The organism is Paenibacillus barengoltzii NBRC 101215, assembly GCF_004000745.1.
GTDB lineage: Bacteria > Bacillota > Bacilli > Paenibacillales > Paenibacillaceae > Fontibacillus > Fontibacillus barengoltzii.
This window is the reverse complement of sequence record NZ_BILV01000002.1, coordinates 113901-137538: the sequence shown is the minus strand read 5'-3', so window position 1 is coordinate 137538 and position 23638 is coordinate 113901. Positions and strand designations below refer to the sequence as shown.

The 23638-nt window shown below is 47.7% G+C and carries 18 protein-coding genes and 1 riboswitch; of the genes, 11 read left to right on the top strand and 7 right to left on the bottom strand.

From position 1 onward, the window contains the following. Positions 1–122 precede the first annotated feature (122 nt). Positions 123–464, bottom strand: coding sequence for a protein YmzB (gene ymzB, locus PBA01S_RS01655; protein WP_051134907.1), 342 nt, complete (start codon positions 462–464; stop codon positions 123–125). After that, positions 457–651 carry a hypothetical protein gene (locus PBA01S_RS01650; protein WP_028537644.1) on the bottom strand — a complete coding sequence of 65 codons (195 nt, stop codon included), beginning with the start codon at positions 649–651 and terminating at the stop codon, positions 457–459. The genes ymzB and PBA01S_RS01650 overlap by 8 nt, the downstream gene beginning before the upstream one ends. 176 nt (positions 652–827) lie before the next feature. Between PBA01S_RS01650 and PBA01S_RS01645 the strand changes: the two genes are divergently transcribed. The 11 genes from PBA01S_RS01645 (at position 828) to PBA01S_RS01595 (ending at position 15946) form a co-directional block, all read left to right on the top strand. After that, positions 828–2216: a glycoside hydrolase family 3 N-terminal domain-containing protein gene (locus tag PBA01S_RS01645; RefSeq protein ID WP_127575160.1), complete on the top strand. Its 1389-nt coding sequence runs from the start codon at positions 828–830 to the stop codon at positions 2214–2216. Positions 2217–2238: 22 nt separating this feature from the next. Further along, the gene (locus tag PBA01S_RS01640) at positions 2239–2952 is read left to right on the top strand and encodes a hypothetical protein (RefSeq protein ID WP_127575159.1); all 714 of its coding nucleotides are present in this window, start codon (positions 2239–2241) and stop codon (positions 2950–2952) included. 98 nt (positions 2953–3050) lie between these two features. After that, positions 3051–3362 (top strand): hypothetical protein, encoded by a 312-nt coding sequence (locus PBA01S_RS01635; protein ID WP_127575158.1) that lies wholly within the window; start codon positions 3051–3053, stop codon positions 3360–3362. Between the two features lie 236 nt (positions 3363–3598). Beyond that, complete coding sequence (locus tag PBA01S_RS01630) at positions 3599–5392, top strand: sensor histidine kinase (RefSeq protein WP_164744061.1); 1794 nt, start codon at positions 3599–3601, stop codon at positions 5390–5392. Then, complete coding sequence (locus tag PBA01S_RS01625) at positions 5385–6146, top strand: response regulator transcription factor (protein ID WP_127575156.1); 762 nt, start codon at positions 5385–5387, stop codon at positions 6144–6146. The genes PBA01S_RS01630 and PBA01S_RS01625 overlap by 8 nt, the downstream gene beginning before the upstream one ends. 73 nt (positions 6147–6219) lie before the next feature. Continuing rightward, positions 6220–7143 carry an ABC transporter permease gene (locus PBA01S_RS01620; RefSeq protein ID WP_232228271.1) on the top strand — a complete coding sequence of 308 codons (924 nt, stop codon included), beginning with the start codon at positions 6220–6222 and terminating at the stop codon, positions 7141–7143. A 15-nt stretch (positions 7144–7158) separates the two neighbouring features. After that, the gene (locus PBA01S_RS01615) at positions 7159–8013 is read left to right on the top strand and encodes a carbohydrate ABC transporter permease (RefSeq protein WP_028537637.1); all 855 of its coding nucleotides are present in this window, start codon (positions 7159–7161) and stop codon (positions 8011–8013) included. A gap of 35 nt (positions 8014–8048) precedes the next feature. Continuing rightward, entirely contained in the window at positions 8049–9578 is a 1530-nt protein-coding gene (locus PBA01S_RS01610) for an extracellular solute-binding protein (RefSeq protein ID WP_051416805.1), read from the top strand. Between the two features lie 56 nt (positions 9579–9634). Continuing rightward, positions 9635–11710 carry an alpha-glucuronidase family glycosyl hydrolase gene (locus tag PBA01S_RS01605; RefSeq protein ID WP_127575155.1) on the top strand — a complete coding sequence of 692 codons (2076 nt, stop codon included), beginning with the start codon at positions 9635–9637 and terminating at the stop codon, positions 11708–11710. A gap of 35 nt (positions 11711–11745) precedes the next feature. Next, positions 11746–15270, top strand: a complete 3525-nt coding sequence (locus PBA01S_RS01600; protein ID WP_127575154.1) for a glycoside hydrolase family 2 TIM barrel-domain containing protein — start codon at positions 11746–11748, stop codon at positions 15268–15270. Positions 15271–15418: 148 nt separating this feature from the next. Then, positions 15419–15946, top strand: coding sequence for a GrpB family protein (locus tag PBA01S_RS01595; protein WP_028537633.1), 528 nt, complete (start codon positions 15419–15421; stop codon positions 15944–15946). Positions 15947–16125: 179 nt separating this feature from the next. On the opposite strand, the gene xerS is transcribed toward PBA01S_RS01595, so the two are convergent. The 5 genes from xerS to PBA01S_RS01570 form a co-directional block, all read right to left on the bottom strand. Further along, positions 16126–17196, bottom strand: coding sequence for a tyrosine recombinase XerS (gene xerS / locus PBA01S_RS01590; protein ID WP_127575153.1), 1071 nt, complete (start codon positions 17194–17196; stop codon positions 16126–16128). Between the two features lie 134 nt (positions 17197–17330). Then, complete coding sequence (gene nrdF, locus PBA01S_RS01585) at positions 17331–18329, bottom strand: class 1b ribonucleoside-diphosphate reductase subunit beta (RefSeq protein WP_127575152.1); 999 nt, start codon at positions 18327–18329, stop codon at positions 17331–17333. Between the two features lie 14 nt (positions 18330–18343). Next, complete coding sequence (gene nrdE / locus PBA01S_RS01580) at positions 18344–20398, bottom strand: class 1b ribonucleoside-diphosphate reductase subunit alpha (protein ID WP_255315265.1); 2055 nt, start codon at positions 20396–20398, stop codon at positions 18344–18346. A 10-nt stretch (positions 20399–20408) separates the two neighbouring features. Beyond that, positions 20409–20789: a class Ib ribonucleoside-diphosphate reductase assembly flavoprotein NrdI gene (gene nrdI / locus PBA01S_RS01575; protein WP_127575150.1), complete on the bottom strand. Its 381-nt coding sequence runs from the start codon at positions 20787–20789 to the stop codon at positions 20409–20411. 160 nt (positions 20790–20949) lie between these two features. After that, positions 20950–21143: riboswitch (cobalamin riboswitch) on the bottom strand. Between the two features lie 186 nt (positions 21144–21329). Further along, positions 21330–23492 carry a 5'-nucleotidase C-terminal domain-containing protein gene (locus tag PBA01S_RS01570; protein ID WP_127575149.1) on the bottom strand — a complete coding sequence of 721 codons (2163 nt, stop codon included), beginning with the start codon at positions 23490–23492 and terminating at the stop codon, positions 21330–21332. Positions 23493–23638 lie beyond the last annotated feature (146 nt).

The window sequence follows — 23638 nt, the reverse complement described above, 5'->3', positions numbered from 1 at the left end:
ATCTCAGTTATGTTTAGTGTATCGAAGATCATCTTGAAATTGTATGGACCGAAGGCGGTTTGGGTTCCTTGACTTTAGTCCAGGATATCAAGGTGATTTTTTAGGGGGTAATGATAATAAGCCTAGGCATCCGTAATGTCATAACGGGCACGTCCCGTCTCTACTGATATGGTGTGACCGTCGATATGGGCTTGCTTCAACTCTTTTACCGGAATGAGATACGTATCCTGGGGAAGAGGAACCTCCGTGCCGCCAGGTTGGATGATCCAACCTTCACCCCGCAAATACAAGACAGGCCCGCCTGTATAATCATCAAACATATGGCTGTGATCGTCATGGATCCCTTTCTGTTCTAATTTCAGTTTGATCTCGTCGAGATCGCCTTGTTCTAGCTTGCGGATATGCAAATTGCCGCCGATATGCGCCTCAAGCCAATCCATCACAGGTTGAAGCTGCTCATTCATCTGCATCGGCTTCCTTTCGTTTGCTGTTTGCGTTTGACATGAGGGGGCCGCAGGATCCCTGAAAACCATCATTCATTTTGAGATCATTCAAGTGTTCGCGCATGTCTTCATCCCCCGGCAGATCCGCTGCCAGTTGGACCATTGGCGGACGAAACTCCACATGCCCGCGTTTGCCGGCTTTGCTCATCTTATTTGCACTCCTTCCACCATCTATAAAGGATAATACGGAATGTACGTAGTATGACCTTTGGTTGCCGAGCTTATCCTTTGTCTTTTTCCAGCAGTTTCAACAACGGACGTAACGCAACTATACAAACAACGGAAGCGTCTAACCTTTTAAAAGACAACTAGAGAGGTAGACAGATGAAACATAAAATGATGACGATGGTAGGTGCTGTTCTCAGCTCCATGTTTATTTTGGCAGGGAGTGCTGCAGCTGAAGAACGGTTTTCGGATCTCCAGCATGTGAAATGGGCGGAAGACAGCATTACCTACATGGCGGACAGGGGAACTGTTGCTGGAGTTGGAAATGGGAAGTTTGCACCAGAGAAACCAGTGACTCGGGCGCAGGCCGTAACTTTTCTCGTAAGAGAGCTGTATCCGGAGCAACTGCAATCCGGGGCGGTAAGCCCAAGCTATACGGATGTACAATCAACCCATCCTTTTTATCATGAAATTGGCATTGCCGAGCACTATGGGCTGGCCAGCGGGTTTCCCGATGGTTCCTTCCATCCAGATGCAGCGATGAGTCGTGCGGAGACCGCTGCATTTTTAACTCGCGCATATGCGCTTACGACAGGGGGGATGTCGGTTAGCTTAACAGATGTTCAGCACCATTGGGCGGCTGAGCCCATTCAACTCATGAGCTCCAATGGACTGATCGGCGGGTATACCGATGGCACGTATCGGCCAGATCGTTCCGTTACGCGAGCGGAGTTTTCGGTGTTTCTGGCCCGGGTGATTCGCTTTGAACGTGAAGCGGCCATCGCGTTGCAGGACTGGGACAAGTTGATCTCCTATATGACATTGAGCGAACAAGTGGGCCAAATGCTGATGCCTGACATGAGGCAATGGAATGGCCAACCGACCACTACCGTAAATGAAGGATTGAAACGCACCGTACAGGACTTGGATTTAGGCGGGATGATTCTTTTTGATAAAAACATCGTGAATGCCCGTCAGGTCGTACAGCTCACCCATGATCTGCAAAAAGAAGCCGGAGAACTTCCGCTCTTTCTTGGCGTTGACCAGGAAGGCGGCGTGATTAAGCGCATCCCCGGGGGAACGAATCTGCCAGGTCAGATGGCGCTGGGCGCATCCGGAGATCCGAAACTGGCTAAAGCGGCGGGAAAGCTCACAGGGGAGGAGTTGCGGGCGCTGGGATTGCAGGTCAATTTTGCTCCGGTCCTCGATGTGAACAGTAATCCAGATAATCCCATCATCGGGATGCGTTCCTTTAGTGCGGACGCGGATTTGGTATCACGACTTGGTCTCGACACGATTCAAGGGCTGCGTCAAGCTGGGGTGATCGCAGCTGTGAAGCATTTTCCAGGGCATGGGGATACGACCGTGGACTCCCATTTGGGCTTGCCCGTCTTGACGCATAACCGAGAGCGGCTTGATGCGGTGGAGCTGAAGCCGTTTCGGACCGCGATTGAAGGCGGTGTGGAGATGATCATGACCGCACATATTGCCTTTCCGGCGATTGAGAATGAGCATGTGAGAAAAGCAAGCGGTCGAACGAGCTGTTAATGCGGGCGTTGATATTATTCTGATGCCGCAGGATCCGGAAGCTGCCCATAAAACGTTGGTTCAAGCAGTGAAGAAGGGGCGTATTCCGGTGGAAACGATCCACAAGTCAGTGAAACGTATCTTGGAGTTGAAAGCGAAATACGGATTATTTGATGAAGAGGATCCCCTTACTCAGAAGTTCAGCGCGCTCAAAACGATTGGTTCTGAGGAACATCGGGCGGTAGAGCGGGAAATTGCAGAGCGAGCCGTCACCGTCCTCGCCAGCCGTGATGGTGCAAATCCTGATTCCATTCAACCAAGTGACAGGGTTGTTATTGCGGCATCCGATCAGGAGCAAGCGGAGCAGCTCCAAAGACAGCTGACCCAAGCTGCCGGCAACCTGTCGCTAAAAACGGAGATTGCCGTGATGAGTCAAGGCAATACATCAGGGGCGCTTCAGACGATGGAGCAAGCGGATTATGTCATCTTAGCCTCCTATCAGTTCCGTAACGTAGCTAGTGAGTTCGGATGGTCCGATATTCAAACGGTGGTTGATACGCTAAACAAGGCGAATAAGCGGTACGTGCTCTTATCCCTGGGCAATCCGTACGAAACGATGTATGTGCAGAATGTGCGCTCAGCGCTTGCCGTTTACGGAAAACAGGAACCCAACACTCAAGCGGCGATCCAGGTGCTGCTTGGTCAGTTAAAGGCAGAGGGAGTCTTGCCAGTGGGCGCGCAATCGAGGCAAAAATGAAAAAATTTAAGAAATGAAAAGAAAGAGATAATTTATTTTCTACCCTCGGTCGATATAAATCATAGAGAAAAAATTTTGTGGAGAGGGAAATCATTAACATGGCAGAGCACAAGGATCAGGAGAATGAAATCATATCCAAGGAAAAATATACCACAACCCTGGAAATCACCTCCTTATCTGGGGAGCGAACCTTTCGACAAATCTCCTTCTTTAAAGAGGTTGGACAAGCTCCAAACATGGGAGACTTTATCCATCTCATCAAAACAGAGCTAGGGGAAGAAGTTGAAATCAGAGATTTAGCTCCCTACTGGGTGTTCAAAACCGTACTTGGGCATCCTACGAACATCAAAAATATTCGCGTCGTGCGAACGATGAAGGATAACACTTTTCAGAAGGTGACCTTGCTTTGAGATAGATTGAGGATGGATAACCCGTGCATGTGCGCGGGTTATTTTGTTTTTCCAGCCGCAACAACAAGCTCCTTAAAAATAAGGAGTCAAACATAAAAAATCGAAAGTACCGGATCAAACGAGGCAATTTTATAATGAAGGTAAGTTTTCGAAAACGATAGATTCACCAGCTTTGTCTCTCAAAATGACGTGCTATAATAGGGCGAAACTAAATGGAAGCCGAAGGTGAAAAGTTCATGAACTCCATTTTGCAACCGATTACAGCACGCTTGCGCAATCTGCGCCTGGTTCACAAATTGTTTATCGGCTATATCCTGCTGATCTGCATTCCGTTTGCCGTATTTGGATTTATCTTTTATAGACAGATGTACAACAATCAGTTGGATCACTTGAAGAGCGGGAAATCTCAGATGTTAGAGCAGTCTTACCGGAACTTGGAGGTCGATCTGACGAAAATCGAAGCGATGCATGCCCTGTTTCAAAACAACACCAGCCTGACGGATTACTTGGGAGGATTCAGCGCAACCGATTGGGCGGAGGCGTACAGGTACAAGCGGGAGATTAGTCCAACCTTCTCCTTTGCCTACATTTCCAACCAGCTGGTCGACAAAATTACCATGTATAAAGCGAATCCGGATCTTCCAATTCTTTCCCCTGAAGTTCAGGATATCGCCAGATTTACCGATACACCGCAGGCTGAGGAAGTTCAGCTTCTTACTCCGAACAAGGGGCTTTGGGCATACGAGAAATCGAATTCGCTGAACGTGCTTCCCGCGATCCGCTATTTGCACAAGATGTACAATAACAGCTACACCCGTTCCATCGGCGTCTTGCAAATCTCGTTAAACGATGGCCTCTTTAAACAGTTCTTCGATGCCCAGCAGAGCCCGGAAGACGTATGGAAGATCGTGGCGGATGACAGCGGGAACCTGCTGTATGAAGAACCGGACAGCAAGCTGAAGGAACGGGAGAAAAGGGAGATTCTCCATCAGCTGCCACAAGCGGGGATAACCACCTTCTTCACGAAAGATCATCGATACTTGATAGGTGCCGCGAAAATAGAACGTTTTAACCTGACGGTGGTAAAGGTGTATGACACGCGAGATGCTCTGGATTTCTGGCAGACGACTGGACTTTCGCTTGGTGTGGGAATCCTCCTGCTTACCGGGTTATCCGTAGTCTATTTTACGATCGCCACGTCGATTACCTTGCGAATTGTCCGGTTCTCCCGCCACTTAAGAAGAGTGGAGGATCCGAAGCAAGCCGTATACTCCGGGGAAGGGGGTTCGGATGAAATCGGATTTCTGATTTCTTCCTACAACTTGATGATCGGCCGGGTGGATGAATTGACACAGATGGTGAAGCAAACGGAACTGCTCAAGAAGGAAGCGGAGATCAAAATGCTGCAGGCGCAAATCAATCCCCACTTCCTGTACAACACGCTGGAAACGATGTGTATGCTGGCTGCGCTGAACGAAGATCATGAGGTCGCGGAAATTGGCCAAAAGCTGGGGAAGCTTCTCCGATACAGCTTGTCCAAAACGAAGGACGTCAGCACCTTAGGCAAGGAACTGGAGAACGTTCGACATTATCTCGATATCCATCAAGTGAGGATGGGGGATAAGCTTCAAATCGATTTCCAGATTGATATGGAAGCGCTTCAGATTCCTTGCCCAAGATTTATCCTGCAGCCTTTAGTTGAGAACAGCCTTCTCCATGGGTTCAAAAACCTTAGAGGGCCGGCAAATCTGCGTTTGGAAATGACCCAGCAGGCAGCCGGTGTGGTGTTGAAAATAGCGGACAACGGAACCGGGATCCCGGCAGAACGGTTGTCACGCATTCGTGAAGTATTGGAGGGCGTTCTGGCGGTCAACCAACTCTCTTCTTCCGGCGGGATTGGCTTGCATAACGTGAACGAGCGGCTGAAAGCTTTCTATGGAAATGAAGCCGGGCTTGCGATTCAAAGCATTGAAGGGCAAGGAACGACGATAACGACCTTTCTTGGACGTGAAGGAGGACGCCATGCTTAAGCTGATGATCGTGGACGACGAGGCTATTATTGTCAAAGGCATGCAGCATCTGATTCGTAAAATGAAGACGCCATTCACGGATATTGTAGGGGTTAGCGACAGTGTCGAAGCGCTGCGGATCGCAGAAGAGTTCCAACCGGACGTCCTGATTACCGATATCCAAATGCCGGAGCTGGACGGACTGGATTTGATCCTGGCCGTTACCGAGAAGCAGGCGGCGACTCGTTTTGTGATTTTGACTGGCTATGAAACCTTTGAATATGCCCGGAAGGCGATCCGTCTTCAGGTCAAAGATTATTTGCTGAAGCCGGTGGATCACCTGGAGCTGTCCAACCTCTTAAATCGATTGTCGATGGAGATTGTTGAGGAGCGGAAAACGCTCAAGGAGGAGAACCCGAAGCAGAAGTCCGGCCAAGTCAATCATTCGGGAAGCAATTACAACATCCGGAGGTTTAAGAACTTTATCCAAAGCAACTATATGCGGGATATCTCGCTGGAAGACGTCGCGGAATATCTGGACCTTCATCCGAGTTATGTATGCAGTCTACTAAAGAAGGAGACGGATCAGACCTTTGTTCAGTATTTGCGAAGCCTGCGGATTGAGAAGGGCAAAGTGCTATTGCGGGAACTGCCCCATCTTCCGTTAGAGCAGGTTGCCAATGCGATCGGCTTTAAAAGTCAGGCTCATTTTTACAAAGTGTTCAAGCAGGAATGTGGTGTGACGCCGGGAGACTACCGGGCGATGCAACAGTAGAACTTCTTAGCAAACCGACTTCCAGACACAAAGGGTGAGGCATGTGAACGTAGTAGAAATTGAAAAGCGTACCGTGAACTGGAGAATCGAAACCGGACACCGCTTTCGCGCACTGTGGAAGTATCGCTGGCTTTATCTCTTTATGATCCCGGGAATCGTGTACTTCATTCTCTTTAAATATGTCCCGCTGTGGGGGCTGATCATGGCTTTCAAGAATTATCAGCCATATGCGGGTCTGATGGGGAGCGAGTGGGTTGGTTTAAGGCATTTTGAAAGATTTTTTGGCATGGATGAGTTTTGGCAGTTGTTCCGCAACACGCTTCTGCTGGGCTTGTACAATACGGTGATCTTTTTCCCCGTCACCATCATTCTTGCTTTGCTGCTTAATGAAATTCGCAGTGAGCTGTTCAAAAGATTTGTCCAGACGCTGGTATATGTTCCGCATTTCCTATCCTGGGTGGTCATCGCTGGGATTACCTATGTGCTGCTTTCCACTGAAAACGGTATCATTAACAGCTGGATTACGAGTTTGGGCGGACAACCGGTAGAGTTTCTGACGAGTACAACTTGGTTTCGCCCGCTGATTATCCTTCAGCTCATTTGGAAGGACGCGGGGTGGGGAACGATTATTTTCCTGGCTGCTTTGGCTGGAGTAAATACGCAGCTGTATGAGGCAGCGAAAATGGACGGGGCGAACCGGTTCCGGTTGCTCTGGCATATTACGCTTCCGTCCATCCGCAGTGTGATCGTGATTCTGTTCATCTTGCGATTAGGCACGTTCCTGGATCTTGGCTTTGAACAAATCTTTCTGATGCTGAACGCGATCAACCGCGAGGTGGGTGAGGTGTTTGACACTTACGTATACCGCGTGGGCCTCATGCAGGGGCAGTTCAGCTACAGCACGGCGGTCGGGTTGTTTAAATCCGTGATCGGATTTATTCTGGTCATCCTCGCCAATAAAATTGCCAAATGGTTTGGCGAAGAAGGCATCTACTAGAAGGGAGGCAAGGAAATGCATACGCATCCAACCAAGTGGAGCCGGTTGTTTGACAGCTTCAATTATGTGCTGCTGGGGCTCGTGGGGCTGGCGATGTTTTTGCCGTTTGTGTATGTGCTGATCACATCTTTTTCAAATCAAAATGTCGTATGGCCCACGCAATTCTCCTTGGAACCCTATCGGTATATCTTCTCCACTCAAACGTTTATCCGCAGTATCGGCGTATCGGTGTACATTACCGTGCTGGGAACGTTTCTGAGTTTGTTAGCCACGGCGCTGATGGCTTATTCGCTGTCGTTTAAGTTTTTGCCGGGGCGCAGCGGGATCCTGCTGATGGTGCTGTTCACCATGGTGTTTCAGGGCGGGATGATTCCAACCTATTTCGTTGTAAAAAATCTTCATATGCTCGACAGCACCTGGTCTTTAATGATTCCAGGGCTGATCAGCGCCTTTTATCTGATTGTGATGCGGGATTTCTTCTCAACCGTGCCGATGGAGCTGATCGAATCGGCGAAAATTGACGGTGCGCATGAATTAACGGTGCTGTTGCGGATTGTACTCCCGCTATCCCTGCCGGCGTTGGCTGCCTTTGGGTTGTTTTACGCTGTAGGCATCTGGAATCAATACTTTAATGCCATTTTGTACATCAATGAACCGGATTTATGGCCTGTTCAGGTCATTCTCAGACAGATCGTCATTCTGGCCTCTGCTGGCTTAGGGGCGGGGGATGGCGGAGAAAGTGTGGCCTATTATGGCCAAGGCGTCAAAATGGCGGTCATCGTCGTATCGACGCTGCCGATCATGATCGTGTACCCGTTTCTGCAAAAACATTTCGCGAAAGGGGCTCTGTTAGGTTCGGTAAAAGGATAACCGGCAGAGCTCTTCAAAAGGGAGGAGATATCGATATGTTGCAAAAACCACTTCGTTGGAAAAGCTGGTGCCTCGGGGCGCTCGCCCTTATTCTGACCGGTTCGCTGCTTGCAGGGTGCGGCTCCAAGGAAAACAGCGCAGATTCGAGCAGCAGCGCCGCATCAAGCGATCAACCGCTGAAGATCAAAATGACCCTGAATTTTGACGGCAAAGAGGTTCCGTCCAAAGATAATGAAGTTGAGAAAGCGATCGAGCAATATACGAATACGGATTTAGATATCACTCATATTTCAAGCAACGATTTCTGTACCAAGCTCCCGGTGATGATCGCTTCCGGCGAATTGCCCCAAGTGCTTGCCAGCTGCGGTGCGCCCAATCAATCCTATCTCATTACGGCGGCCCAAAACGGCGCCTTCTGGGATATTACGGATCTGATTAAGGAGTACAAAAATCTGTCCTCCATGCCGCAGCTTGTCTATGACAACGTCTCCATTGACGGCCGGTTGTACGGGATTCCGCGTTTCCGTCCAGTCTCCCGGTACACCTCGGTATTCCGTCAGGATTGGCTCGACAATCTCGGGATACAGCCGCCGCAAACTATTGATGAGATGTACGAGGTCCTTAAGGCATTTACCGAGCAGGATCCAGACCAAAACGGCAAAAAGGACACGATCGGCTTAACGGCCATGATCTCCAACACGTCCTTGTCGTTTGATCTTGGGGTTGCCTTCGGCGCGCCAAACAACTGGGGCGAAGTGGATGGAAAGTTCGTGAAGGCCGAAGAGACACCCGAGTATCTGAACTATCTCAAGTTTATGCGCAAGCTGTTTGAGGAGGGCTTGATGAACAAGGATTTTGCTACGATTGATGTAGGTCAAAACGAAGGGAACTTGGAGAATGGCAAAGCGGGCGTGATTAATGCTACGACCAATAACGTATTAGGCTTCCAGACCCGCGTTGAAAAAGTAAACCCGGATGCTAAGCTCAATTTTGTCAGCGCTTTGGAAGGACCAAACGGAAGACGAGTTGCCGCCGACCGCGGCTCCAACGGGATTCTGATGTTCCCGAAATCCAGCGTCAAGAGTGAAGCCGAACTGAAGCAGCTGCTCACCTTCTTCGACAAGCTGGCAGATAAGCCCATGGCAGATCTGCTGGAATGGGGGATTGAAGGCAAGCATTACGAAATGAAAGATGGCAAGCCCGTTCGCACGAATCAAGAGCAGTACGACAATGAAGTATCGTTCCCTTACAATAAACCGCTGGTGACCGTTCCATTAACGGACATCAAAACTCCTGGTGATTTGGATCCGATCTCTGAGAAAGTGCTGCAGGTCGAGAAGGACAATGAGCAATATGCGATCAAGGATCCGACCATGAGCTTAGTGTCTGATACATGGGCAGAGAGAGGCGCAGAGCTCACGCAGATTCTGCTGGATGCCAAAGTTCAGTTTATTATGGGGAAAATCGATGAAAACGAATGGAAACGGCAAGTCGAGAAGTTCAAGCAATCTGGCGGAGACAAAGTGGCTGAAGAATATGCGCAAGCCTTCGCCAAAGCTCATTAATCAAGGAAACTGCGGGATGAGTGGAAATCGGAAAAATGCTTTGGAGGGAAATACTCATGGAACTTGAGGCGCAAAAACGACAAGCAGATCCTTGCTGGCTGCGATATGCGGCTGTGGATCACCCGGAAATGTTAGAGCAATACCAGAAATGGTGCAGGGAGCTGGTCACGCCTACAAATCCAAGTCCACTTCTGACAAGTGTGATCTACGAGCTTCAGAAGGGGATGGAATCGATGTTGCATATGAAACCTCAGTGCGTCCACGATCCCGCCGAAAAATTCTCGGTATGGCTTGGAGTCAGAGGACAATCGGATCAATTCGACGAAGCGCTAGCCCCGCTGGCTGAAGCATCCGAAGACAGTTATGTGATCAAAACGTTGTCTCAGGACGGAAGGAAACACCTGCTTATTGCAGGTGTTTCTGAGCGGGGTGCCTTATACGGGGCTTTCCATCTGCTTCGCCTGATGCAAATGGGGGAATCGATTGAAGCGTTGAATATTCAGGAATCTCCCGATAACGGTCTGCGGATGATCAATCAGTGGGACAACCTGGATGGCAGCATTGAACGCGGGTATGCGGGAGGCTCTATTTTTTACAAGAACAACGAGATTCAATCGGACCTGACTCGCGTGCAGGAGTATGCCCGGATGCTAGCTTCTACGGGAATTAACGCCATCGCCATCAACAATGTGAATGTGCATGAGCGTGAATCATGGTTAATCAAGCAGCCAATGTTAGCCGAGGTGGCGAGAATTGCGGACATCTTTCGGAAATATGGGATCACCACCTTTCTCAGCATCAACTTCGCCAGTCCGATCGTAGTGGGACATCTGCCAACCGCCGACCCGCTAGACGAGGATGTGATCGCATGGTGGAAAAAGGCAGCCGATGACATTTACGAGGTCATTCCCGATTTCGGTGGTTTTCTGGTCAAAGCCGATTCTGAGTCCCGCCCTGGTCCGTTCACCTATGGCCGGAATCACGTCGACGGAGCCAATATGCTGGCCGAAGCGCTGAAGCCGTATGGCGGCCTGGTCATTTGGCGCTGCTTCGTCTATAACTGCTTCCAGGATTGGCGAGACCGTACAACCGACCGGGCCAAAGCAGCGTATGACCATTTTAAGCCGCTGGACGGACAGTTTGAGGACAACGTGATTTTGCAGATCAAAAACGGTCCGATGGACTTTCAGGTTCGAGAGCCGGTATCGCCGCTGTTTGGTGCCATGCCGGATACTAACCAGATGCTGGAGCTGCAAATTACCCAGGAGTATACGGGTCAAGCCAGACATGTCTGTTATTTGGTTCCGCAATGGAAGGAAATTCTCGCGTTTGATACGTATGCTCAAGGCGAAGGATCTGAAGTTGCCAAAATCGTATCCGGTTCGCTGTATGGCCGGAAATTAGGCGGTGTTGCGGCGGTTTCCAATATCGGCGATGATCGGAATTGGACGGGGCATATTCTGGCTCAAGCCAATCTATACGGGTATGGACGTTTGGTCTGGAATTGCAACCTATCAGCGGAGCAGATCGCTCGAGAATGGATTGCGCTTACGTTTGGCAGCGGGTCTACTCAACGAACAGAGGTGATCCTCAACCTCTTGATGACCTCGTGGCTGACTTATGAGCAATATACCGCCCCGCTTGGCGTGGGATGGATGGTGAATCCCCATCATCACTATGGGCCGAATGTGGACGGATATGAATACTCCAGATGGGGGACGTACCATTTTGCAGATCGGGACGGGATCGGGGTGGACCGCACGGTGAAGTCAGGCACGGGCTATACGGCCCAATATCGTGAGCCGAATGCGAGCCGCTATGAATCGCTGGATACGTGCCCGGATGAACTGCTGTTATTTTTTCACCATGTCCCTTATACCCATCGGCTGCATTCCGGCAAAACGGTGATCCAGCACATCTATGACACCCGCTTCGCTGGCGCGGAGCAGGCGCAACAGTTTCTGGACGCTTGGTTGACGCTGGAAGGGCAGATGGATGAAGAAGCGTTTGAGAACGGGCGGAGCCGTCTTCTGGAACAAGCGGAGCATGCCCGGGAGTGGCGGGATCAGATCAATACGTATTTTTACCGTAAATCCGGGATTCCGGATGAGCAGGGGAGAACAATTTATTAAATTCATGATGCAATAAGAAAGCGAGAGCAGATGGGATGAACTCAAAAATTCTTTTTAATGAGGGATGGACTTTTGCCAAAAGAAGTGTGGAACCTTCCGAGGTCCAACAAACGGCAATGGCAACTGAGGTTCAAGAGACCCTGAATCGATCGGAGCTGCAGGGGCTTACGTTTGAACCGGTTGATCTGCCCCATGACTGGTTGATCTATGATACGCTGAACCTTTATGAGAACAGCATCGGTTGGTACCGTAAAACCTTCTTTTATTCCGGCAGTACGGAAGAACAGGAGGTTGTGCTCGCTTTTGACGGCGTATATATGGATTCGACGCTCTATGTGAACGGTAAGCGGATCGGGGAATGGAAGTACGGGTACTCCTCGTTTGAACATGAGATGACAGAAGCGCTTGTGCTTGGGGAAAACGAAATCCTGGTTAAAGTCGTTCACTTACGTCCCAACAGCCGGTGGTATTCCGGGGCGGGGATCTACCGTAATGTTTGGCTGAAGACCCGCAGCCGCAGCGCTTATATCGAAACGAACGGGATCTATGTATCTACCCGACGCGCGGGGCAGGAATGGCATATGGAAATCGAGACGGAGGTGCGGATCGAACCAGAGCGCTATCCAGAGTTGATGCTGACACACAACCTGGTTTACAAAGGGGTTGTCGTGCAAACCTCATCAGCAACACTTGTACCTGCAATTCAGCCGGGGACGGGGATTCAAAACGTTCAAACCCTGAAGCTGGCTGCTCCTCGGCTTTGGAGCCCTAATGATCCTCATTTGTATACGCTCATTACGGAGCTTTCCTTACCAACGTCAGGGGAGAGCGCAGGGAGGGAAGCGTCTTTAGTTATTGAAAAGGTGACCCAACCCGTGGGGTTCCGCGAAGTGATCATGGATCCAGAGAAGGGGCTTTTCATCAACGGAGCTCCCTTGAAGCTTAACGGGGTCTGCGAGCATCATGATCTTGGAGCGTTGGGAAGCGCCTTTAACCAAGAGGCGTTAAGACGCAGGTTTCGCCTGTTGAAGGAGATGGGCGTGAACGCGGTCCGTACCGCTCACAACATGCCTGCCCCAGAATGGATGGATCTGGCAGATGAAATGGGGCTGCTTGTGGTGTCAGAAGCGTTTGATACGTGGGAGCGACCGAAAACGACGTATGACTATGCCCGTTTTTTTAAGGAATGGGCCTTGCGGGATGTAGAGAGCTGGGTCAGACGGGATCGGAACCACCCCAGCCTGTTGATGTGGAGCATTGGGAACGAAATCTATGATACCCATGCAGATGAGAGAGGGCAGGAAATCACCCGGATGTTGATGGAAGAAGTGCATAAGCACGACCCTAAACAGAACGGGAAGGTGACCATCGGTTCAAACTACATGCCTTGGGAAAATGCCCAGAAATGCGCGGATATCGTGAAAGTGGCCGGATATAATTATGCGGAAAAATACTATGAACGCCATTATGCCGAACATCCGGACTGGATCATTTATGGCAGTGAGACATCATCGGTGGTGCAGAGCCGGGGGATTTATCACTTCCCGTTGGAGCAGTCGATTCTGGCGGATGACGATGAACAATGCTCCGCGTTAGGCAACAGCCCAACCAGCTGGGGAGCCAAATCCGCGGAGGCCTGCATCGTGGCAGAACGGGATACGCCTTTCTCGATGGGGCAATTTCTGTGGACGGGGTTTGATTATATCGGGGAACCGACCCCTTATCATACGAAAAACGCTTATTTTGGCCAGTTGGATACCGCGACTTTTCCGAAAGATTCCTATTACATCTATCAATCGGCATGGACGGATTACAGGGAGCGGCCGATGGTTCATCTCTTTCCGTACTGGGATTTTAGTCCGGGTCAACTCATTGATGTTCGAGTTTGCTCCAATGCCCCAAACGTCGAGTTGTTTTGGAATGGGGTCTCTCAGGGAAGCAGGACGATTGATCATCAGCACGGACGCGAGCTTGTTCCCACATGGAAAATCCCTTATCAACCCGGGGAAATTAAAGCGATTGCTTATAATGAGCAGGGCGAAATTATTGCAACGGACGTACAAAGATCCTTTAAAGATGCTGCACGCATCAAACTTAAATCCGATAAATCATGGTTACTGGCCAACGGTACTGATCTGGCATTCATTGAAATCTCTATGGAGGATGAAGAAGCTAATCCAGTGCAAAATGCGAACAACCGAGTGACTGTAGAGGTCACGGGAGCCGGGCGGCTCATTGGATTGGATAACGGAGACAGCACGGACTACGATCCGTACAAAGGCACGAGCCGGAGATTGTTCAGCGGAAAAGCGATGGCCATCGTAGCGGCTAACCCAACTCCAGGCACGATCGTCGTGAAAGTCAGCTCGAAAGGGATGGAAAGTCAGAGCATCAGTCTTGAATCTCGGCCGGTAGATCCGGGTTCCATCACAGGGATTTCCGCTCACCTTGGAAATCAGAATTTGCCGATTGTGATGGGGGATAGGGATGAAATTCCGCTGCGAAAAATCGAGATCCTCACGTTATCCGGACAACAGCTGACGGCCAGGCTTTCCGAAATCCAACTGGAAGCCAAGCTTTACCCGGCGAATACCACCTACACGGAAGTGGAGTGGAGCGTTGTTAACGATGCGGGGATTCCATCTAACCTTGCTCAAATCGAGGCGGATGGACGTCAAGCGAGACTACATGCTCTGGGGGACGGGCGCTTCCGCGTTCGTTGCACGAGCCGCAACGGTACAGACAAAACCAAGCTGATCTCCGAGCTGGAGTTTCAAGCAGCGGGGCTGGGTGAGGCGCAGAAAGATCCATATGGCTTTATCTCGGCAGGATTGTACGATTATCACTATGGCGAGATCGGAAACGGCAATGAAAGAGGCGTGGCAACCAGCAGAGACGGGGAATCTCGGGTCGGCTTCCGGAATCTTGATTTCGGCCTACACGGGTCGGATGAAATTACGCTGCCGATCTTTGCATTAACCAGCGAGCCTTATCTGATTCAAATCTGGGAAGGGATGCCAGATGAAGAGGGCAGCGAGAAGATTGCAGAAGTGATATATCAGAAGGAAACCCGGTGGAATGTGTATCAGGAAGCGACGTTTCGTTTGAAGAAGCGGCTTCGCGGCATCTCTTCCATTTGCTTTGTGCTGCAGCAGAAAATTCATCTCAAAGGGTTCTCATTCACTCGCCAAAATCGGGCTTTTCAACAGAACGCGGCTGCGGAATGTGATCATATCTACGGGGACAGCTTCCGAATCGAAGGGACCAACGTGGAAGGGATTGGGAACAATGTGTCGCTGGAGATGAAGCAGCTAGACTTTGAGGAAGAAGGAGCAACAAAGCTGTTGATTTGCGGACATTCACCCATTGATAAAAATACGATCCATGTGCAGTTCACTGCAAATGGCAAAGAACACCGTCAGTTAATCGAATTTACACAAACGGACGGGTACGAGATCAAAGAATTCCCGTTAGAGCGCGTGACAGGCGTTCAGGATGTGACGTTTATCTTTTTGCCGGGCAGTCATTTTGATTTCAGTTGGTTTCAGTTTGTAAAGTAGAAGATAACAGAATATATATTATGTTAACAATGGATCGACTTTTGCAGAACAATTCATAAAGATTGATTTCATCCTATAAAATGAGTTAAAGTTAGCGGTGGAGCCGATCCATCGTTTTTTTATTGCTGTCCGTTGAGGGGGGATATTGATGACAAACAAAGTCACACTCAGTAACTATAGCTGCCTTTGGCCTCAGGAATTTGAGAAAGATCGTCATCGCATACTGACTTTGCTGGGGGATAAGGTGAAGCGAATTGAACATGTAGGCAGCACATCAATTCCTGGCATGGCGGCGAAGCCGATTATAGATATTGCGGTGGCGGTAGAGCGACTGACTATAATCGATGATAGTGCCATCTCGCTGCTTAGCCAGATCGGCTTTGAATACGTTCCGAAAGAGGAGTTCCCCTATCGGCTGTTCTTTCGAAGAGGCGAGTGGGGGAAGGGCACGCATCATCTCCATGTGTATGAATATCAAAGTGAAGATTGGAAGAACATGATTTTGTTTCGAGACTATTTAATTAAGTATCCGGATGTTGCGGCTCAATATTTGAACTTAAAGCGTGAATTAGCCGAGATTTGTTCTGATCGACAAACGTATACGTTGCGTAAAGCACCGTTTATTCAGAACGTAATTGCATTGGCGAAAGAAGAATTCAATCGAAATGGAATCTAAGTGATTGGATTGTAAATATTACAAACTAAAGACAATCAAGAGCTAATCATGAGCTTTGACAGAGTTCATTATGATATCGATATACATATGTACAAAATACGGGTTTTGTGAAGATGTCATAACGAGAAGGCCGCAGGAGCCTGATTAACTGCTTCCCGGCGATCTTGTATGCTTGGATTTTACTTATCCATATTAATGACAGCTTTACGCATCTCTTCATCCGTTAAGTGTGTATAGATCATCGTAGTTTGAATCGAGGCGTGGCCTAACTGGTTCTTCAGCCGCGGCACATCGTTATTCTCCTGATGATAACGCGTTGCGAAAGAATGACGCAGTGCGTGTACGGTTAATGCCGGCTTCCCAAAAGCCTTCGCATATTTCTCGATCAGCTTCTCAATTGATCTTGGCGTTAATCGCCGGTTTTTGCCTTTACGTCCGATCGGCGCGCCCATAAATAAGTAGGTTTCGGATTTTTCCGGTTTATACCGCGCTTCACGAATATTTAAATAATTTTCCAGATCCAACTTCGCTTGTTCACTGAAATAGACGTATTGTTCCTTGTTCCCTTTGCGAATGACTCGTACCAAGCCTTTGTTCATATCGAGATCTTCCAGGTTGATGCCGGCTACTTCAGATAATCGTAATCCGGATCCCAGAATTAAGGATACGATAGCAGTATCCCGTTCGCGATTAAATTCGTGAAATTGATTCAATCGTTTGTTCTCCCGGTTTTGCTCACCAAAATCATAAGCCACAAACTGCCGAAACAGCTCAAAATCATCGGCCCGCAAAATTTTGCCTTCAATCCGGTTAGCGATCGTTTCTTGGCTTTCTTTCAGTGCATTAAATTCAATCTTGGCCATCACATTACGCTCAAGATAAGGCTTCAGATCCGCGGTTTCCGCTTTATTCTGTAAATAATCAAACAGTGATTTGAGCGCTGATAACTTACGGTTGATCGTTAATTTGGAGTTGCCTAACTGATATTCTAGGAACGTCAGAAAGCTTTCGATTTCTCGAACCGTCAATTTTTCGAGTACAGACAGTTCAACTTCTTTCCGACTGGGAGCTGCGAATCGTTCAGCCACGAGCCAATCAAAGAAAATGATGTAATCATGACAATAATTCAGTAATGTGGTATGCGACAGTTTCCGTTTGCGCGTATCGATATATTCAGTCACGTACCAAGGCAAATCCGTTAATTTCTCATCAATGCGGCTCATATAATGAGCTTTGGTCGTTTTATCCATGTGGAACGCGCACCTCCTGTTTCTAGAATAATCCATATCTAATTATTCGTCAAATTATTATTTTACGTAATTATAATTTTTAAAAAAACCGAGTTGATCCCTGTAACAAATACCTGAAATCAACTCGGTTATTTCTATTCAAAGATATTCGATTGCTTGACTCTTTCATTGAGAATGATGAAATCGTTGTCCTGCAACGGTTCCACCTTCCCCTTTTGATAACCATTGCCTTTCGTAGAGAAGAAATCATGTGTGCTCGTTTCCGTACGAATGCCATTCAAGACGACGGGATGGACATCTTCTTCTTCAAAAAGAGGCTCCAGCCCCAGATTCATTAGCGCTTTATTCCCGTTATAACGTATATATTTCTTCACTTCATGGGTCAGTTCAATATCATCGTACAGCATTTCAGAATATTCGATTTCGTTATGATAAAGATCGTCCAGTAACTTCGGAACAAATTCAGTTGCCAAATGCTTCTCTTCTTCACTTAAACCTTCAAATACTTCTTGTGCAAGCAGGCCGACAAATACTCCATGGACACTTTCATCCCGAATAATCAGCTTGATTATTTCTCCGCTGGCTACCATCTTTCCTTGACCGGCCAAGTATAACGGATAGAAAAAGCCGGAGTAGAACAGAAAGCTTTCAAGGAATACCGAGGCCACCATTGCTTTATATAAGCTAAGACCATCTCCTGGCTTGATATCACGATAAATGGCATCAATTACGGACGTCTTATACTGCAGATGTTTATTTTCCTTTACCCATTCAAACGTGTCATTGATCATCTCAGCACTGGCCACTGTGGTAAATATCGTGCTGTAGCTCTTCGCATGAATTTCTTCCATAGCAGCCTGGAAGATGAGTATCGCTTTCTTCTGTTTCTCCTCTACATATTGTGCAATCATCGGCATGCCTACATTCCCCTGTTCGGTATCCAGCAGCGTTAAACCGCCCAGAACACGCATGTAAGCGAGCTGTTCTTTTGCACTCATCTTCGCCCATGATTTCAGATCTTTAGAGACTGGAATTTCGGTATCCAGCCAGAATTGCGAGGTATTCTGCGTCCACAGGAGCTCAGTATATTCTGTTTCAGGCGAGTTCCAGTTTACAGCTTCGTATCTATTCATTCACGTTATCCCCCTCAGACAACACAGCTAACGCATTCTTCTATCGTCTTCTTTTTTGTTCGGGTATAGTAAAGCGTCTTTAACCCTTTCTTCTGTGCATAGATATAGTACATGGCAAGATCACGCGTCGTAAGATCATCTTTAACATACAATACGGTAGATATTGCTTGATCAATATGTACCTGTACCTCAGCAACCAGGTCAATCAATTTAAACATATCCATATCATAGGCTTCTTTATAGTAAAAATAAGTTTCCTCACTCAGGAACGGCATCGGATATATCGTCTTGGAATCACCGTATTCCCGCTCTTCAATTCGTTGCGTAATCGGCGCGATCGAGGCGGTTGAGGATTGCAAATAGGAGATTGAACCCGTTGGAGCAATCGCTAAGCGATAGGCATGGTACAAGCCGTATTTTGCCACATCCTCTTTCAATTTCTTCCAATCTTCAATCGTCGGGATCTCATGTCCGTCAAACAGTTCCTTGACCTTGTCCGTTACTGGAGAATAATCCGTTGTTAGATATCGATCAAAGTAATTACCATTTGCATACTCGCTTTTCTCGAAGCCAACAAACGTTTCTTTACGTTCTTTTGCAATTAGCATGGACCGTTCAATCGAATAATAATTCATCATCATAAAGAAGGTGCGAACGAAGTCTCTTGCTTCTTTCGACTCATAGGCGATCTTGTTTTTAGCCAGGAAACCGTGAAGGTTCATCGCACCAAGCCCCACAGAATGTAGTTCACGGTTCGCTTTGGCTACTGAAGGAACAATCCGGACATCAGAACGATCACTAACCTCTGTCAATGCATCCATCGCATAATGAACGGTTTCTCTCATGCGCTTGTTCTTCATCACATTTACAATATTGAGAGAGCCAAGGTTACAGGAAATGTCCCGATTAATAATATCTTCTTCATCATAATCATTAATGATGGATACTTCGCTGAGTTGGGCAATTTCACTGCACAAATTCGAGAATTTAACCCGCCCCAGTTCTTTAAGGGCATGATTTTTATTCGCGTTATCAACGAACATGATATATGGATATCCGGACTCCATCTGCGTCTGAGCAATCTTGAGAATAAGGTCTCGTGCAGCGATTTTCTTCTTGCGGATTCTTGGGTTGTTAACCAACTCTTCGTACATGGCGCTTATATCCATATCGTCTAGGTGAATACCATACTCTTTGTAAACGGTCAAAGGGTAAAACAAGTACATATCCTTATCCTGTTCGACCAGCTCAAAAAAGATATTCGGCGCAACAACACCCAAGGAAAGTGTTTTAATGCGTATTTTTTCATCACTGTTAATCTTTTTGGTATCCAAAAACTCTTGAATATCAGCATGGAAGATATTGAGGTAAACAACTCCGCTACCATCGCGCTGCCCCAATTGATTCGCATAGGAGAATGCATCCTCAAATAGCTTCATGACAGGCAATACTCCACTTGCTTTCCCATCCAAGCCTTTAATCTGTTCATCTGCTGCCCGAATCTTGCTCAGATTTAAGCTTACGCCTCCACCAATCTTGCTTAGCTGAAGCGCAGAATTAATGGCAAAACCAATCGAATTCATCGAATCGTTAACCTCAAGCAAAAAACAGCTGACCAACTCCCCGCGACGCTTCTTCCCTGCATTCAGGAAAGTCGGCGTTGCGGGTTGATATTCCTGCGAAATGAGGATATCCGCATATTTCTTGGCCTTCTCGAAATCTCCCCTTGCCAAAAATAAAGACACGATGGCGATTCGATCTTCGTACCTCTCGAGCACTTTCGAGCCGTCATTGGTCAATAAGGCATAGTTATTATAGAATTTAAATGCACTCATGAAAGAAGGAAAACGGAATTTCTTCGCATATAAATACTCATAAATAAACTTCACTTCTTCGAATGTATATTGATCGAAAATTTCCTTCTCATAATAATCATTTTCAATTAAGTAATCGATCTTTTCTTTCAGGTTATGGAAAAATACGGTATTTTGATTGATATGGTCTACAAAGTAACTTCTGGCCGCTTCAAGATCTTTATGAAATTGAAAGCTTCCATTTTTTTGGACCATAATTTCATTGTTAAGCTGAATCCATTTGGCGATTTGAGTAGACAATCTGATCAACCTCCTGCTTAAATCGAGCGACATCTTTGTTTGTTCCACTTAGTTCAAACTTCATTAATACCGGCACATCATATTGTTCAGAAATCAGGTCAGCCGCATGTCCATATAATTTGCCCCAATTCATATTCCCGCTGGAAACAACTCCCTGAAGTAATTGTCCTTTATGGCTCAAGAATTCCTTGGTTGTCTGCGGCACTTGTCCAAACCCTGTTGTATAAGTAATCAATATAAAAGGTTCGTCGATTTGCAGATCCGGCTTGATTTGGTCACATACCATACCCAGCTTCTGAACAAATCTTTTGACATTTCCCGTTTTGGAATCAAACACAATTCTCATATGCACCCTCCTTTATCAGCCTATTTAGTCATATTAACCTGAAAGAGCTCACCTCAAATTGAGGCGAGCTCTTGGAACGACGCAATGGCGCAACCAAATAAAGCATGAAATCAACATCGATTTCTGCTGCGTCGTTTCACCCTCTCACACCCCGAAGATATGAAACCAAAGAAATGCGGCAGGTCTACTGGCTTGTGCTTCATCCTCCTTGAACCCTTCCCATATCATCGCTGAACACGATTCGATACAGTGGTATGTTCAACTCGTCCACACTTACAGTTGCGGGGGCAGCTCTGGGTTTACACCAGATTCCCTATTAAGTCACTGTTGACACCATCATTTCAAATATTAATTTCATCAATATTTTGTGAGAAAAATCCAGGAATGGACTATATATTGTGTTTATAAGTCTACCTTTTTTATTTATGAATAGCAAGTAGTTAAATGGCAAAGTATTTAACTTATTAGGATGGCCCCTTTCACCGAATGAATAATTCGCCCGGACGAGATGAATACGATCAAAATCCACCAAGCCAATCTTTATTGCAACGCAGACTGAATCAGCAACACCAAGCTGCTGCGCGTCACCTTGGCCTCGGCGGCAAGTCCAGCCAGATTGGCTTTTTTGCCGGAGAGAACAGCAATCGCTTCGGCAGCTTGTTTTGCGGTAAGCGTGCTTTTTGGTTGGAACGTTTCTTTACCAAGCACTTCGAGCGCCCCTGCTTTCTTGAGGGAACTTACCGCAGGCAGAGCCCAGCTTGGCACTTCCGAGATGTCGGTATATCCCGTGTCTTCAGAAGATTCCGATACCTGGAAGGCACGGCTGATCATGACCGCAAATTCAGCACGAATTACCTCGGCTTGCGGTCGGAAGGTTCCATCCCCATATCCTTCAACAATGCCGGCAGCTGCAGCTTCATTGATAAGCGAAGCATTGGGATCTCCGGAAATATCCGTAAATGCAGGCGCTTCAGGGTTTGTGCTTGGGCCTGCTGGCGTACCTCCAGCTTCAGCTGGCAATGGAGCACCTTTCAGATCGGTAATCCGTCCTTGAGTGGTGGCTTTAACCGTACCCACTTTGTCGAGATACTCATGGAACACTTCATAATCCACGAGGTTCAGCTCATAGAACCGACCGTCGTCCTTCGCTTGCTTCATCGAAGCGTAAAAATCCCCGCCGCTCGCCATAAACGAGTTCGTCGCCACAATGTAGTATGCTTTCGGATCGATATCGGAGTAGGTTCCACCTTCGTTTTGGATTTGGACTTTCACGATGCGTTGTCCGGATTGCGTCTTCTCACCGGTCACATCGTCGATCACTTCACCCGGCTTCGTCGAATCGTAGTAGAAGCGCAGGCCCGAAACTTGCGGGAACCGCCCTTCCCCATTTTCGACACCGCTCACACCGTTCTCCAGTGCAGCCACAATTTCAGCGCCTGTCATCTTCAGTGCCGTTAAATTGTTCCCGAACGGCATTGTGGTGAGCAGATCACCCAGGGTAATATCCCCAGCTTTAATCGAAGCACGAATCCCGCCCCCGTTTTGGATGGTTACATACCCTTTAACATCAGGCACTTTGACGATGCTCATGACCTTCGAGCGCATGCCATCAGCGATCAAGTCACCAAGATTCGTCTCTTGCTTACGTACGCTGCCGCGTTCGCCGTCCAAATCCGTTTCGGTCTTCCCGATCACCGTTTTCTTCAGATCTTCTAGCGGAGCAGCATATTCCTTCAGCTTGGCTTCCGCTGCGGCATCGCTCTTAATCAAAAAGTTGCCGGCATCATCTTTGGCATCCAGCGCAATTAACTCGCCTTTCCAAGCGGTTAGTTTTCCTTCGGAGTCAAAAGTGACATCCAGTTGACCTAAATTTTGATTATATTCGCCGGTCTGCACGATCAACGTAGGTTCTTCATCGGCATGATGGACCTCCGGAGCATTCAGAACGGTATGGGAGTGGCCGCCTACAATAATATCAATCCCATCGACGGCTTCAGCCAGTTGTTGGTCAACGGTATACCCTAAATGAGACAACACAACGATTTTGTTGATCCCTTCGGCTTCCAAAGCATCAACTTGCTTCTGTGTGCTTTCAACTTCATCCGCGAACTTGATGTCAGGACCAGGCGAGGATAACACGGAGGTTTCAGGCGTAGTTAAGCCAATGATCCCCACTTTCTCCCCGGCAATTTCCTTAATCACAGCCGGGTAAATTTGACCAGGCTCTCCCTTGCCTAGCTCGGAATGGCTTAACCCCTTCAGGTCTGCATCCGCACTAAAGTCCAGATTAGCGCTGACAAACGGGAACTTCGCCTGCTTAATGAACTCGGCTAAGGTACCTGGTCCTTTGTCAAACTCGTGATTCCCAAACGTCATGGCATCATACTTCAGCTCGTTCATAAAGAACAGATCGGCCAATCCGTTGAATTGATTGAAATATAACGTTCCCGAAAATACATCCCCCGCATCCAGCAACAACGTGTGATCGTTTCTTGCTGTGTTGATGGCCGTCACCCTGCGAGCGATGTTGTCCAGGTGGGCATGCGTGTCATTCGTATGTAGGACGCGCAGTTCGAAGTCCTTGGCCGCTGTACTACCGGATTCCGCCGCATTTACGGACAACCCCACCGCCCCAGAAGCAAGTCCTGCAACGAGGGTACTGATCGCCAGAAACTTGCCGACGGCTTTGTTTCTCCAAACCATTAATCTAATTCCTCCTCTACCATTTTTTGATACACTACTCTATTAAATATAAGTAGAAGAGTTTTTAAAGTAAATCATTTAAATCAAATTAATGATTATAATTTACAAATTTTCATGTTTCATGACATAAAAGAATAAAAACTGGG

Excerpts from the sequence above, each read along its gene's own strand:
- ymzB (WP_051134907.1), bottom strand. The coding sequence starts at position 464 with ATGAATGAGCAGCTTCAACCTGTGATGGATTGGCTTGAGGCGCATATC.
- PBA01S_RS01650 (WP_028537644.1), bottom strand. The coding sequence starts at position 651 with ATGAGCAAAGCCGGCAAACGCGGGCATGTGGAGTTTCGTCCGCCAATG.
- PBA01S_RS01645 (WP_127575160.1), top strand. The coding sequence starts at position 828 with ATGAAACATAAAATGATGACGATGGTAGGTGCTGTTCTCAGCTCCATG.
- PBA01S_RS01640 (WP_127575159.1), top strand. The coding sequence starts at position 2,239 with ATGCCGCAGGATCCGGAAGCTGCCCATAAAACGTTGGTTCAAGCAGTG.
- PBA01S_RS01635 (WP_127575158.1), top strand. The coding sequence starts at position 3,051 with ATGGCAGAGCACAAGGATCAGGAGAATGAAATCATATCCAAGGAAAAA.
- PBA01S_RS01630 (WP_164744061.1), top strand. The coding sequence starts at position 3,599 with ATGAACTCCATTTTGCAACCGATTACAGCACGCTTGCGCAATCTGCGC.
- PBA01S_RS01625 (WP_127575156.1), top strand. The coding sequence starts at position 5,385 with ATGCTTAAGCTGATGATCGTGGACGACGAGGCTATTATTGTCAAAGGC.
- PBA01S_RS01615 (WP_028537637.1), top strand. The coding sequence starts at position 7,159 with ATGCATACGCATCCAACCAAGTGGAGCCGGTTGTTTGACAGCTTCAAT.
- PBA01S_RS01610 (WP_051416805.1), top strand. The coding sequence starts at position 8,049 with ATGTTGCAAAAACCACTTCGTTGGAAAAGCTGGTGCCTCGGGGCGCTC.
- PBA01S_RS01605 (WP_127575155.1), top strand. The coding sequence starts at position 9,635 with ATGGAACTTGAGGCGCAAAAACGACAAGCAGATCCTTGCTGGCTGCGA.
- PBA01S_RS01600 (WP_127575154.1), top strand. The coding sequence starts at position 11,746 with ATGAACTCAAAAATTCTTTTTAATGAGGGATGGACTTTTGCCAAAAGA.
- PBA01S_RS01595 (WP_028537633.1), top strand. The coding sequence starts at position 15,419 with ATGACAAACAAAGTCACACTCAGTAACTATAGCTGCCTTTGGCCTCAG.
- xerS (WP_127575153.1), bottom strand. The coding sequence starts at position 17,196 with ATGGATAAAACGACCAAAGCTCATTATATGAGCCGCATTGATGAGAAA.
- nrdF (WP_127575152.1), bottom strand. The coding sequence starts at position 18,329 with ATGAATAGATACGAAGCTGTAAACTGGAACTCGCCTGAAACAGAATAT.
- nrdE (WP_255315265.1), bottom strand. The coding sequence starts at position 20,398 with ATGGTCCAAAAAAATGGAAGCTTTCAATTTCATAAAGATCTTGAAGCG.
- nrdI (WP_127575150.1), bottom strand. The coding sequence starts at position 20,789 with ATGAGAATTGTGTTTGATTCCAAAACGGGAAATGTCAAAAGATTTGTT.
- PBA01S_RS01570 (WP_127575149.1), bottom strand. The coding sequence starts at position 23,492 with ATGGTTTGGAGAAACAAAGCCGTCGGCAAGTTTCTGGCGATCAGTACC.